The sequence below is a fragment of the Methanocella paludicola SANAE genome (assembly GCF_000011005.1).
GTDB lineage: Archaea > Halobacteriota > Methanocellia > Methanocellales > Methanocellaceae > Methanocella > Methanocella paludicola.
The window spans coordinates 723,671-737,336 of sequence record NC_013665.1 but is presented as its reverse complement, the minus strand read 5'-3'; the positions used below and the strand labels follow the sequence as shown (position 1 = coordinate 737,336).

General features: G+C 51.9%; 12 protein-coding genes. 5 read left to right on the top strand and 7 right to left on the bottom strand.

Going from position 1 to position 13,666, the window contains the following annotated elements:
- Nucleotide 1 precedes the first annotated feature (1 nt).
- The 4 genes from MCP_RS03860 to dmpI all read right to left on the bottom strand — a co-directional run bounded on the left by MCP_RS03860 (nucleotide 2) and on the right by dmpI (nucleotide 1,906).
- Nucleotides 2-529: a hypothetical protein gene (locus MCP_RS03860; protein ID WP_012899511.1), complete on the bottom strand. Its 528-nt coding sequence runs from the start codon at nucleotides 527-529 to the stop codon at nucleotides 2-4.
- Between the two features lie 295 nt (nucleotides 530-824).
- Nucleotides 825-1,058 carry a hypothetical protein gene (locus tag MCP_RS03855; RefSeq protein WP_012899510.1) on the bottom strand — a complete coding sequence of 78 codons (234 nt, stop codon included), beginning with the start codon at nucleotides 1,056-1,058 and terminating at the stop codon, nucleotides 825-827.
- Between the two features lie 247 nt (nucleotides 1,059-1,305).
- A complete protein-coding gene (locus MCP_RS03850; protein WP_012899509.1) occupies nucleotides 1,306-1,704 on the bottom strand; it encodes a pyridoxamine 5'-phosphate oxidase family protein in 399 nt (132 codons plus the stop codon).
- Between the two features lie 13 nt (nucleotides 1,705-1,717).
- A complete protein-coding gene (gene dmpI / locus MCP_RS03845) occupies nucleotides 1,718-1,906 on the bottom strand; it encodes a 4-oxalocrotonate tautomerase DmpI (protein ID WP_012899508.1) in 189 nt (62 codons plus the stop codon).
- 183 nt (nucleotides 1,907-2,089) lie between these two features.
- Here dmpI and MCP_RS03840 point away from each other — a divergent pair, with 183 nt between their 5' ends.
- The 4 genes from MCP_RS03840 to MCP_RS03830 all read left to right on the top strand — a co-directional run bounded on the left by MCP_RS03840 (nucleotide 2,090) and on the right by MCP_RS03830 (nucleotide 6,387).
- Nucleotides 2,090-2,458, top strand: a complete 369-nt coding sequence (locus tag MCP_RS03840) for a winged helix-turn-helix transcriptional regulator (protein ID WP_012899507.1) — start codon at nucleotides 2,090-2,092, stop codon at nucleotides 2,456-2,458.
- A gap of 149 nt (nucleotides 2,459-2,607) precedes the next feature.
- Nucleotides 2,608-3,426, top strand: a complete 819-nt coding sequence (locus MCP_RS03835; RefSeq protein ID WP_012899506.1) for an alpha/beta fold hydrolase — start codon at nucleotides 2,608-2,610, stop codon at nucleotides 3,424-3,426.
- A 5-nt stretch (nucleotides 3,427-3,431) separates the two neighbouring features.
- Nucleotides 3,432-3,554, top strand: a complete 123-nt coding sequence (locus MCP_RS16135; protein WP_269446001.1) for a hypothetical protein — start codon at nucleotides 3,432-3,434, stop codon at nucleotides 3,552-3,554.
- A gap of 97 nt (nucleotides 3,555-3,651) precedes the next feature.
- Nucleotides 3,652-6,387 carry a PAS domain S-box protein gene (locus MCP_RS03830; protein ID WP_128567012.1) on the top strand — a complete coding sequence of 912 codons (2,736 nt, stop codon included), beginning with the start codon at nucleotides 3,652-3,654 and terminating at the stop codon, nucleotides 6,385-6,387.
- A 336-nt stretch (nucleotides 6,388-6,723) separates the two neighbouring features.
- Here the strand turns inward: MCP_RS03830 and MCP_RS03825 are convergent, their stop codons facing one another.
- The gene (locus MCP_RS03825; RefSeq protein ID WP_231845155.1) at nucleotides 6,724-7,137 is read right to left on the bottom strand and encodes a rhodanese-like domain-containing protein; all 414 of its coding nucleotides are present in this window, start codon (nucleotides 7,135-7,137) and stop codon (nucleotides 6,724-6,726) included.
- Between the two features lie 190 nt (nucleotides 7,138-7,327).
- A complete protein-coding gene (locus MCP_RS03820) occupies nucleotides 7,328-9,331 on the bottom strand; it encodes a PAS domain-containing protein (RefSeq protein WP_012899503.1) in 2,004 nt (667 codons plus the stop codon).
- Nucleotides 9,332-9,829: 498 nt separating this feature from the next.
- Here MCP_RS03820 and MCP_RS16130 point away from each other — a divergent pair, with 498 nt between their 5' ends.
- Nucleotides 9,830-9,961: a hypothetical protein gene (locus MCP_RS16130; RefSeq protein ID WP_269446000.1), complete on the top strand. Its 132-nt coding sequence runs from the start codon at nucleotides 9,830-9,832 to the stop codon at nucleotides 9,959-9,961.
- Nucleotides 9,962-10,000: 39 nt separating this feature from the next.
- Here MCP_RS16130 and MCP_RS03815 read toward each other — a convergent pair whose 3' ends face one another.
- Nucleotides 10,001-13,429 carry a PQQ-binding-like beta-propeller repeat protein gene (locus MCP_RS03815; protein WP_012899502.1) on the bottom strand — a complete coding sequence of 1,143 codons (3,429 nt, stop codon included), beginning with the start codon at nucleotides 13,427-13,429 and terminating at the stop codon, nucleotides 10,001-10,003.
- Nucleotides 13,430-13,666: the final 237 nt, after the last annotated feature.

The window sequence follows — 13,666 nt, the reverse complement described above, 5'->3', positions numbered from 1 at the left end:
CCTATGCTGAGGTTTTGCCCATTGAACATGTATGTGGCAATGGGGATAGACGCGATCGCAAAATAAAAAAAGCTATAAGGCCGATGATGATGATGCCCTGTTTGAGATCGCCTTTCTGCAGGAAAATCGTGGGCAGACGATCACCGGAAATGAGGGTTAGAGCGATAATAGGGATGACGACGAGTACAGTGCTAAATAACATGCTCATGACTAAACCGTTGACCGGAGTAGTCGGTAAATTAACATAAGCGCTCAGCACCTGGGCGTTTATGGCAACAGAGGCGATAAAAAAAGCGAAAAAAATTTTCCAATACTTTTTTAACCGCTCGACCTTTAACGAAACGATGGCCGCTAATAAAAATACGGTCGATAGCATGATGCGATACATGAGATCCCATTCAGGCGGGAACAATGAAAAGGGGAAGACGAGCAGACCAGATAGAGCAGGCAGGCTAACGCCACAGACTAAAAACAGCAGAAATAAAACGAAAGGGCTCGCCGCCTTTAAAAATTTTTTACTCCAGCTCACGATAGCCTCCTTTAGATCATGCTTCCAGTCTTTTATATTATACTGTTAGCATTTCCTCGATTAGTAATTGCCTAATTCTTATAATAAAACTAAGGGATACTCAATTATTACGCATAGTAAAAAGTCTTAGAGATCGTTATTCGCCAGTTAATATAGAAAAGTCTAGATTTAAGAGATACCATATACCCCGCAATATGGTATAAAGAGGTAGGTGGCTTTCACCTACCAATCCATATTCATCCTGTTTTCATCCTTCCGTGTAGCATTAAGGATACATCGACCGAGCTTAGTGGTCTTACCACCAGCCGCCCCAGCCGCAGGTGCCGCAGCCGAGACCGCCCCAGCCGCCCCACAGGGGCCAGCCCCAGCCACCCCAGCCGAGACCGCCCCAGCCGAGACCGCCCCAGCCGAGACTGCCGAGACCCCAGCCACCCCAGCCGAGACCGCCCCACCAGGCGGTCGCCGGGATAGCCAGTACCAGTACAGCTAATGCGAGAAGAACGAAAATGGCTAGCTTTTTCATGTCCATTGTTGTTCCTCCTCACGGAACCCACGTAGAGTATTGTAAAAACCCTATTTTATGCCATGAGCGAAAAATCAAGCACTCCGAGCGTGGCAGCGCCGGTGAGGTACGATTTTGGTGTGAATCTAATATCTCGTGCAAAGCCCGACGCCACTTTGTGTATTCGGAGGCAGGGGCGGTCGTGCAGCAAGCCATAGAAGGATTTTGGAAAAAAGTAAAGGTTATCCGGTCGGGCATTAAAGCCTGGCCCGAGTTACAGTAGCTTCTTCCCGGCGTCGGGCCCGGCCTTGAGCACGTAGGCGTCGGTGATCTTCACCACGACGGCCCCCTTCGGCGTGAACCGGGGCCACTTGACCTTCATCCATTCCACGTTGTCCTTGAAGACGGGGCCGCTGGTGTGGACGGCGGCCGTGCCCTTGATCTGGAAGCCGCCCTTGTCGCTCCACCAGGAAATGGCGACCTTAGGGTTCTCCTCGAGGTTCGCCAGCGTCTTCAGGAAGAACTGGTCCGAGACGAGCAGCGACTCGTCGTCCAGCAGCCGGAACGCCGCGACGACGACCACGTTGGGCGTGCCGTCCTTCGCCGCCGTGGCCAGCCAGGCGAACTTCGCGGCGGCCAGTGTGTCCTTGATCTCATTCGTGAGCTTGACCATGCGACCGCCCCGATTAACGCGTCATCTTCGATAGCTGGCGGCCGCCCATGCCCATATTATCGCGGCTGAGCTCGCGGATGAGAACGATCATCGCCTCAGGCGGCATTCCCGTCACATCGCAGACATCCCGCGTGAACGCGACGATCAGCTTCTCCTTTTGTTCGGCCGACAGCGGCCCCATCTCCAGCGTAATTATAGGCATCAGTTCATTCCTCCTGGTTTACTATACGCATTTGTTTCATGCTTCATCAGGCAGCGTATGATCGACGATCGTATGATCGGTGTTCCGCCGCCATACAAAAGATATGCCGATAATATTTAACGTGAACAGAATACATCGTGATATATAGTACCAGCCTGTATACCGGTAGATGACAGGGGAATTATGCCCATGCGACGGAAAAATTACCATGGCCCGGTCGAAGCGACCGTAGACATACTCGCCGGCAGGTGGAAGCCGCTGATCCTCTGGGCCCTGAGGGACGGGACGCTCCGGTTCGGGCAGATCGAGGAAGAGCTCTCGGCGTACACGCCGAATATCACCAAAAGGATGCTGACAAGGCAGTTGCGTGAGCTGGAAAACGACGGGCTCGTAGTCCGGAAGGTGTACCCGGAGGTGCCGCCCAGGGTGGAGTACACGCTGACGGAGCGGTACAGGTCGCTGATGCCGATCGTCAAGCTGATGTACGAATGGGGTAAAGAGCACATGGCCGGCCAGATCGGGTATGAATGCGACGGGAAGCGCACCGGGTAGGCTGGAATATTTTAATATCCGCCTGCGCGACATGCTATGGATGCTCTATCTATTTGAAGTCCATTTTTATATGTACTAAATCTAATTAACTTCATTTTTTTCGACATTATAAATTTTAACTCTGAACATCGAATAAAATGGAGAGTGTAATGTACTGCCAAGTCCAGGACCTGGAAGTTTACTATGAAACCTATGGCGAGGGTAAGCCTATCCTTGCGATACATGGCTACTACATAGACCATCACGTCATGGAAGGTTGCCTGGAGCCGATCTTCAAGGACCGGCCAGGCTGGAAAAGGATTTATATTGACCTGCCAGGCTTTGGAAAAACCAAGCCTGAAGACTGGATAATTAGCTCCGACGTAATGCTTGATATTATACTACAATTCATCGATAAAGTGATCCCGGGAGAAAATTTTTTACTAGCCGGCGAATCTTATGGCGGCTATCTTGCACGCGGTATAGTATATAATAGGCAAGATGCAGTTGATGGATTATTGCTCATATGCCCGGTGATCATAGCCGATAGGGGTAAACGCAGTCTACCACCACGTACAATACTTGTTAAAAACCATGAACTCCTGTTGAGCCTTACTCCTCTCGAGAGAGAAAAATTTGAACCCTGGACAACTGTTCATACGGATAAAGTATGGATGCGTTTTCAAAAGGATATAATGCCCGGCGTAAGGCTCATGGACAGTAAGTTCGCCGATAAACTTATGAAGTATGGCTATCCGCTCTCGTTTGATCCCGATGAGCTAGTGAAGCCATTTACTAAGCCATCACTAATTCTTACGGGCAGGCAAGACTCGAATGTCGGGTACAAAGATGATTGGGGTATACTGATGGATTATCCCCGCGCAACATTCGCCGTGCTTGACCGTGCCGCACATATGCTCCAGATTGAACAGGAAGGGCTATTCAATGCACTAGTTAACGAATGGCTGGACCGAGTTGAAGATATGTGACCCATGTGCGTAATGCACAGACTCTCGCCAACTACATCAGTGACAGGCGGAAGGAGCTGAACATCGACAAGTCCGCGCTTGGGTATATCCAGAAAAATATCCGGGATGGCAAGAAGGTTAAGTTATAGGATAAAGTTAGGCAAAAATGATTTAACGTCCTTTTTTTGGGTGGGGCCTGAAGATATAAATACGGGCATGCCCAATTTATTTAATTATTAAGATTTTATGAGCCCAAAATCCGCCCCCACTACCCCCCCGGATGTCGATAAGACCAGGGAACAGCTTTTTTCCGAACTACAAGAGCTTAAGGCTCAGGTGGCTATTCTAAGTGAAGCCGCGGCTAAAAGCAAGAACATCGCTGAAGCATTGAGGGAGAGTGAGGCCCACCTTGCTAAATCGCAGGAGCTAGCCCATATCGGTAGCTGGTCGTGGGACATCGACAAAGACCGGTTGCAATGGTCAGATGAAACCTATAGGATATGGGGCTTGAAACCCGGCGAGATCGAGCCTAACTATGAGTTCTACATGGGATTCGTCCACCCCGACGACAGGGAAATGGTGCAAAGGGCCGTGGACAACGCCCTGAATGGAGGCGTATACAATGTGGATTACCGCATCGTCCGCCGGGACGGCTCTATCCGGTTCATCCACAGCGAGGGCGAGGTCATGTTTGACAGCCAGGGGAAGCCCGTGAAAATAGTCGGCACTGGCCAGGATGTCACCGAACGCAAACAGGCAGAAGAAGCGCTGCGGGAGAGCGAGACCAAGTTCAGGCAAATGGCGGAGAATATTAACTCCGTATTCTGGATAAGCGAGATCACAGGCACTACCGGTTTGAAGTACGTCTACATGAGCCCGGCCTTTGAACAAATATTCGGCATTCAGGTAGAGCGTATTTACGATGATCCCCTGCAATGGCTAAAGATGATCTATCCAGAGGACAGGGAAGGCTTCATGGCAGCCATGAAGAAGAGGTTTGCCGGAGACTATTTTAACGTCGAAGTTCCCGATTTCCGCATCGTCAGGCCCGACGGGACGATACGGTGGATAAAGGCCCGCTTGTACCCGATTAAGGGCGAGGATGGAACGATACGCAGGTTCGTAGGATTAGCTGATGATGTGACCGAGCGCAAGCTGGCCGAGGATGCTTTAAAGCTGACCCAGTTCGCCCTGGATAATTTCCGGGACTCCGCCATCTGGATCTCCCTGGATGGGAGTATTGTTTATGTGAACCAGGAGACGTGCAATTCCCTCGGGTATTCGAAGGAAGAGCTACTATCCATGCACATATGGGACATTGACCCTGACTACTCGCAGGATAAATTCCAGGGATTATGGCGGGAGACGTATCAACAGGGTTATGCCGTAAAGTTCGAGTCGGAGCACGTCGCCCGTAATGGTCGAGCGTTCCCCGTGGAGGTCACATCCTGCTATACCAGGTATGGCGATAAGGAATATTTGATCACGTTCGACCGGGATATCACCGAGCGCAAGCGGGCCGAGAATGCATTGCTGGAAAGCGAAAAAAAGTTCCGGGTGCTGGCGGAGACTTCTCCCGCCGCCATCTTCCTCTACCAGGGTGAGAAGTACGTTTACGTTAACCCCATGGCCGAGACCTTGACCGGCTATTCGAAGGACGAGCTTCTGGCCGGGGACGCATGGGAGTGGATCCACCCCGAGTTTCAAGAGCTGGTGAAAGGGAGGGCGAGGAAAAGGCAGCTGGGCGAAAAATTGCCGGGCCAGTACGAGGTGAAGTACCGTGCCAGGGATGGCCGGGAGGGCTGGGTGGACTTTGCCGCCGGCCTCATCGATTACGAGGGCAAACCGGCAGGCCTGGCCATGGCCTTCGACGTTACAAAGCGTAAGCAGGCCGAGGAAACATTGAATAGAGATAGGTATATCCTCGCCAAGTCCCAGGAGACGGCCCATGTAGGCAACTGGGCGTTGGACCTCCAGACTGGTGAAATCACGTGTTCTGCTGAAAACTACCGGATCTTTGGATATCCGCCCGATGAGGCTAAGCCGACCCTGGAATGGGTGATATCCCGTGTCCTGCCCGACGACCGTAGGATGCTGGCTGACTTCATGGAGGCCAGGACTAAGGATGGAAAGTGGGGAAGCATAGACTATCGCATCGTGAGACCTGATGGATCGGTGAGGAGCGTGAACACGATCGTGGATAAGGCGGTCCGGGATAAGGCTGGAAATGTGAAGCGGTTGTACGGCATCAGCCAGGATGTCACCGAGCGCAAGAAGACCGAGAAAGAGCTGGCTGAGGCGAAAGCCCAGGCCGAGCTTTACCTCGACCTCATGGGCCATGATATTAACAACTTGCACCAGGTCGCACTGGGCTACCTCGAATTGGCGAGGGACATGCCAGCGGGTGAGGAGCAAGCCGTGTTCCTGGATAAGCCTGTTGAGGTGCTGCAGCGGAGCGCCCAGCTTATCCAGAACGTGAGGAAGCTCCAGAAGCTACATGACGGCGTATTCAGGACGGAAGTGGTCGATGTATGCAAGTTGCTCGTGGACGTGCGGCGGGAGTTCGGGGGAGTACCGTATAAGCAGGTCACGTTGAACTTGAACGGGTGTGAACGGTGCCTGGTCCGGGCGAACGATTTGCTGCACGATGTATTCGCAAACCTGGTGAGCAACGCGATAAAACACACGGGGGACCGGACTAACATCGTCGTGAACCTGGACATCGTGGAAGAGAATGGCGGCCGATGTTGCCGGGTGAGGGTCGAGGACGACGGGCCGGGCATCCCCGAGGATTTAAAAGGCAAGATCTTCAACCGGGCGTTGATGGGTACGGGCAAGGCGAAGGGTATGGGCCTCGGGTTATACCTTGTTAAATCGCTTGTGGACAGCTACGGTGGCCGGGTCTGGGTCGAGGACCGGGTAAAGGGCGACCACACGAAGGGAGCCCGGTTCATAGTACTGTTGCCATCGGCTGAAAAGTGATTACTATCCAACCATTTTTATAAGAAAAAGTCCAGATTTAAAAGATACCATATACCCCGAAATAGAAGTGGGGACAACGCAGATTTGAGCCGTATAGTAAGCGATTAAACTTATTGTCTATATATCGTAAAAAGTGCAAAATTTATGGCTCTATCAATATACCCCCACTACTATATCGGGATAAGAGATAAGGCACTAGATTTTGTGTAATTCTCGCTCAGGCCAAATAAATATAGAACTTAGCGGGCCAGGCTATCTTTTGTCATTCAGGCCAGCCAGCTAAAGCCTTCGGTAGGGTATTGAGCGACCCCTGAGCTGCTAGCTGTGTCGCTGCTTTTACATATTTTTAAGCGGATTCGCGGCCGGCTTGATGCTCGTAGGGTTGCATGTATCCACACGGTTGCCCGCGTTAGCCCATGCCTCGAAGCCACCGTTCAGCTCCATGACGTTCTTGAAGCCCATCTTCATGAGCCGCATCGCGGCATCGCCTGAAAGCCTGTCTGCAGGGTTCTCGGATCTCACCCACTGGCCCGGGCCATAGACGATGATATGCGCGTTCTTGTCCATATTGGCTGCAAGCGACTCGATCTCGGCATCAAAAGCGTCACAAGCGCCGGGAATGTGTCCCTTACAGTATGCCTCAAGCTCCCGGGCGTCAACGATCAGGTACGCGTTACTCCTGCGGTGGATCAGATTTTTCAGGTCGTCGACGCTTATATTTTTTAACTTCTGCTCGTACAAATCGAACACCACAATAAAATACGCCCGGATAATTAAAAAATTATAAGAGATTTATAGTGCCGACCAAGCATGATCCACCCCCGTTAAATCGGCACACTTCAAAGTTATCACTAACGCCGAGAGCCCGCCCCATCAAAATATTAGAGATAAATACAACAACTCGGTATCGCCATTTATCGCTTGTTATAATAAAATAGCGTCACTGGATGACCGATGGCAGCATTACCACAAACCGGGCGCCCTTCATGTGGTCGCCCTGCACCCGGTCTTCGACCCACACGCGACCGCAGTAGCTGTCCACGAGCGATTTGACGAGATATAATCCCAGGCCCATGCCTTTAGCTTTTTTTGTACCCTTCAATGTCCGGTTGAATATCGTGGCTTTGAAGTCATCGGGGATGCCCGGCCCATCGTCCTCGACCGCCACCCGGCAATACCTGGTGCCATTATCTTGTATGACGTCAAGGTATACGGTGATATTCGACTTGTCACCTGTGTGTTTTACTGCATTGCTCACTAGATTGGAGAACACATCGTGCAATAATTCATTGGCCCGGACGAGGCAGGGCCCATGACCGTTGATGTTTAACGTAACCGGCTTATGGGGGATGGCCCCGAACTCTCGTTGAATATCCACGAGCACCTGGCACACGTCCACGTCCTGAGCCTGAACTACGCCTTCGTGGAGTTTTTGCAGCTTCCTCACGTTCTGGATGAGTTGGGCGCTCCGCTGGAGCACCTCCACGGGCGTATCCAGGAACCGGGCCTGCTCCTCGCCGGGCGGCATGCCCCTCGCCAATTCGAGGTAGCCCAATGCGATCTGGTGCAGGTTGTTGATGTCGTGGCCCATCAGGTCCAGGTATAGCTCGCTCTGGGCTTTTGCGGCCTTTAATTTGTCCTCGGTGGTCTTACGGTCGGTAATATCCCGGATGATACTCCCGAAGATCGTGCCCTTCGATGTCCTGATGGGAAAGGTGACCATCTGTATCGTGCGTCGGGCTCCGTCCGGGCGTAGTATGTCGATCTCCATGACCCGGTCGATCCACGGGGCGAACCCGGTATGATAGGCTACGCTCATGGCAGCTTCCGTTTGGGCATACGTTTCGCCGGTTTTTTTCTCGCCGGGCATCGTATGGAAGAGCATATCAAGCAGTGGCCTGCCTATCCAATCCTCCCGCGTGCAGCCGGTGATCATTTCTTCCGCCCGGTTCATGTCCAGGATCCAACCTTTTCCGTCAACCAGAAGGATGCCGTCGGAGGACTGCTCGACGATGCTCCGGTATTTATCCTCGCTATCCTTAAGCGCCTCCTCGGCCTGCTTACGCTCGGTGATGTCCTGGATCGCGCCCAGGATGCGGACCGCCCGGCGTTCCACGCCTTCGCCCGCGAAAAAGACATGCGACTTCACATATACCCAGCGTACCTCTCCATTCGGTGCACGCCTGATGCGATACTCCATCGTGTACTCCCCGAAACCCGCCGGGTCCAGGCCTGTCGAGAGGACATCGTCCCGCTCATCTCCGGGGTAGATGAAGCTTTTTATAAAGCCCAGCGTCAGCGGCGTGCCGAGCGGGACGCCGTAGATCTCGTAAGTCTCCGGTGACCAGATGTGCCGGTCACACACGATATTCCAGTCGAACGTACCGAATCGGGCGGTGGCCGAGCAAAGCCGCAGCCGCTCCTCGCTCTCCTGTAGTGCCACCTCGGTCTTTTTTAGATCGTTGATGTCACGGGAGACCCCCACCACGGAGCCAACCTTACCATCGCTGTCGAAGATGGGGTTAAGCGATACGTGGATGTAGAAGTCTCCACTGAAAAAGTGGTGCGTCATCACATACGATCGCGGCCTGCCCGACTCGAAGACCCACGATAGGGCCTTTATCATTTTTTCGGCTGTGTCTATGGGGAATAATTCGTTGAGATGCTTCCCCGTCGCATCCTCCGGGCTCATTCCCAGCGCAACGGCACCCGACCTGTTCAGGTATCCTACCCGGAAGTCCCTGTTGATCACGTAGATAAAATCGGCCGAGCTTTCGACGAGCTGGCGATAAAGCCCATCGCCCTGCTGCAGCGCCTTCGCAGCCTGCGAGCTAACTTCGGTACCCTCAGCTGGTTTACGCTCGCCGATGAGCCCGTCCCTGCCTCCAGCATTTTCGCCACGGGTACTGCCATACTTCTTTTTGGACCCAGATCTGGATGCCATGTCGTCAACCCACGAAAAAGCAACGATTAGATAGTTATCTCTTATAATTCATATTCATATCGGAAAAAGACCACTGTGACTTAATATAATACCAAATAACTGAAAAAAATATTTACTTTTCTACGGTTGGCAGCATGACCACGGACCGGGCGCCCTTCATGTAGTCGTCTCAACTCCTACGATATGACACATCGTCGCTAGGCTCTTCGCTAGATAGATTAAATTTGCCTTGCAGATTAACATAGCGCCTCTATTAGATGTTAAAACCGGAACGTGATGGTAAGCGGTTGCTTCGTATGCCATTTCCGTGGAGCTATGACCGTAAAATGAAGAAGGAGATTTGAATTAAAAAGATAGGATGCTCCGGTGGGGATAGGTACCACATTGGTTCAAATCCCTTAGTTTATAAATGACAAGCTTAACCGAAACGGCAATTAAAAAACCATATAACAGTTTAACAGTAATGACGACGACGTCACTAGGGAGTATATCCTGAACATGACGTCCGACCAGCGGAAAGAACTCGGAATAAACAAGTCGACGTTGTGGTATATCCAGAGAAACCTTCGCGATGGCAAGAAGGTTAAGCTTTACGATAAGGTCAGGGCAAAAATGGTGACTGAAAAATAAATAAAAATATTTAAAAAATACGATTTAAAATTTTCCGTATCACCCATATGTTTCGGCTTGATCGGGAAGCATGCCTTCATTCTTAACAGTCTCTACTCTATTGTCCATTAAGGTAAGGGCTTTCGAGAGGCGCTCCCGGTGTAATTCTCTTATCGAGTAGTACACGCGAGTTCCCTGTCCCGTCTTCGTCACGATGCCTTTGTCCGATAGCTCGCTTAAGTATTTACTTATACCGCTTTCTGGGAGACCGAGCTTCTCGCATAGCTCGTCGTTTGTGACCTCACCACTGTCCATGACGGCCTTCAGGAGCTTGCCCATGGATTCCCGCCGCACAAGCGATATGACCATCTTGTCCTCATTACTGTAGGTGTTCGAGTTCGCGAAGTACCTGACGAACTTGCCGTCGTTATACGTAACGGTCCGGTGGTTGAGCCCCAGTATCATCAGGTGGTAGCGCAGGGTGCCGATGTTCATTCCGAGCACCTTCGACAGCTCGTAGAGTGTCGAGCCTGGACGGTCAATGATGAACTTGTTTATACGGTTTCTGTTTTCGTTCTTGTCGATCCTGGACCTCGCCCGGGTAACGCTGCCCAGCAGGAAGAAGGCCAGGAGCGAGCCTACGATGGCTACGCCAGCGACGACGCCGATGGTCTCGATGGATATGCTACCGCCGTTCGTGCCATAGTATATGGTGGTGTTATTCGCCGCGGCCGCCGTTAGGAAGGAGTCCATCGGCTTCTGCCAGACTAGTTTTCCTGTTTTATCCAGGGCATAGAGAGCACTATAGTATGTGCAGGTGGACTGGTTATAGATGATCGGATTGTCCTTGACAGCAGTCCTGAAGTATACGTACGTGGCATTACCAGCTGGTATCACCTGTGCATTGGAATGCTCATAATAAATGGTTCCGGAAGATAAGCCCGTAGCAATCCTATCGGGAAATAACGTAAGGACATTGGACTCGTTTAAAACAACCGTCGTCGACTGGCCGATGGGCGTGGTGAAGTTCCACAAATATTTACCCTGTAAAAGGTCATATGCCGCTACCTCGCCCATTTCTAGGCTGTCCTTGGTAGGGACCATATCCCTCTCGGCCATGGGCTTATTATCTTTATAGAGTACCCCGTTCGATGCGCAAGCGACGTATGATTGGCCCGCGTCCGCCCGGGCTATCACCGTGCCGTCCGGCCCAATGACCATCACTGTCTGGGAGCCGTCATCGTTGCGGCTGTAGAGATATAGGTCTCCCTTCGAGTCCATCGGCATCAGGTAGAAAACCCTGTATTCACCCGTGATGTTTTTCGCCCAGCGCAATGAACCGTCCTTATTGAGCGCCGTGACTCCGCCGTCCTGTGGGACGTAGAGCACGCCATCATGGTATAGCGGAATGCCGATTTCCCCGTTCCAGACTACGGGTAAGAAGTACGAGAAAGCGATATTCGCATCAAGCACCTTACGCCAGCTCTGCTTGCCATCGGGCGTATACGCCTCGACCACGTTCGACGGGGTCCGGTAATCGAAGTACACGCCATCCACGAACGATGATAGCCAGTGGCGCATCACCTTGACGGCCTCGACGGCATACATGTTACCGTCTTCATCCACGGACACAGGGTTCGAAATATTCTCTATTGTAAACAATACCTTACCAGAGGTATCAAACACAGTCTCGTTGTAGCCATTGTAGAGGTATATCCGGTCGCCGTGTGCCTCTAGATGCGCATTATCTTGAATAGCTATATCATCTACGAAATGGTGTGTCCACTCGATCTTGCCATCTGGCGCCACCGCGATTAGGTCCTTTCCTGCGAGGTAATTCGACCCGTTTAGATAGCTCTTGCGATCCATTGGCTGGAACTTGCTATCTACTGCGTCCGAGAACGCATATAAATAAACGTACCCATCCTCGGAAGTGAAGATGGGCACCGCCTTTACCGACATGGCCATCATGGAGTTTTCATCCACCACCGTAGTCGTCACTCCATTGATGGTGTCGGTGCGAATAGCTTTCACATGGGGGTCGGTGATGATGTCATATGCCTGGCTATATGTCCAGGCTCCAGGTATCGTTAAGTTCCATTCGGGCGTACCGTTGGCGTCCATGGCGGCCAAGTTGTTCCTGCTGAAGGCAAGGATGTGGTCGCCTGCCACTGCCATGTATTCGATGGGATTATCCTGAATAGGTGGATTAACGGATATGGGCGGGTACGGCCGGGCCATCCATCCGGGGCTTATCTCAGGCCCCGCCAGAGCTTCTGTGAAGGGCACCTTATCCGCCGTAGCCCGATATACGTTCGCTCCATGTTGCCCATCGCCCAGTTGACCGGCACTATTGTCACCCCAGCCCCATACGATGCCATACTTGTCCAGGGCATAATTGTTCGTGTTTCCGGCCGAGATCGAACTAATGCCCGAGAGGCCCTTCACCTGTGTCGGCACGTTCCTGTTCTCGAGCGTCCCGTCGCCTAACATACCGCAGATCCGGTTGTCACCCCAGGCCCATACAGTACCGTCGTCCCTGAGTGCCAGGGCAAACCACCGGCCCGCATCGATCGACATGACGTTAGCGAGGCCCACTACCTGGACGGGGGTCGTCCTCTGTGTCTCGATGTTACCCGGTACACCGTCACCGAGCATGCCGAAGCTATTCCGCCCCCAGGCCCAAACCGTGCCGTCATCCTTTAAGGCCATGCTGAACTCTGTGCCACCGGCGATGGCGGTAGCGCCAGTCAATCCTTTAACCATGACCGGGGTCGATTTTCCGCCAGGGCAAGTTGTCAAGTAGGGCTTACCATCAGGGCTTATTTCCTCCCACTGGTCATATGTCGTGGTACCATCACCGAGCTGTCCCATGTTGTTCATGCCCCAGGCCCAGACGGTCCCGTCCTTTTTCAGTGCAAGGGCATGGCTGTCTCCCTCCGAGATGGCTATAACATCGGAAAGACCCTGGACCTGGTTGACCAATGGACCTTCGTAATCAATGGCTCCATAACCTTCTTCCATACCTCGCTGGCCATACATATTGCTACCCATCGCCCACACTGTGCCGTCGTCTTTCAGGGCGAGAAGGTTCTGGTTATTGCCATCGATGGCGATGATATGATCAAGCCCATCGACTTTAACTAACCCATAACCTGTCGAGCCTTTAAACTTCTCCGGATTCTCAAAATACGGGTAGTTCTTTATCAACCAAACCGTGCCGTCATCCTTGAGCACGACTGGATACATTTGCCCGGTCACCGCCACCACGTGGTCAACGCCTGGCATGATGATAGGCTGAAGACCGGTATCATCGTTCGTCGCCACAGTGCCCCAGAGCCATATCGTGCCATTATCATTCAGCGCGATGCCGCATCCGCTGGCATCTGCGGAAACATCAGTTATCCTCGATTCAGCTAAACCGGGCTCCACAAAAAGCCCAAGCGAGCAAACAAATACCAAAGCGATGACGCATGTCCAGCTTCTCATAATGATACTTCCTCCCAAACAGTTGCTAGTAGATGCTCGACGGGTTGGTATATGAACCTTATATCACAATCAGATATATATTCGCTTAACATGGGTGCAATCGCATGATAAAAGATTAAAGTGTTATTATTCAGCTATTTTTATAAGAAAATAGTCCAAAAACGAGGAACTGACTATACACCCCCATATCTTGGTGGGAGAACCTAAATTTGAATCTTCTAGTTTTTTAATGTCTTG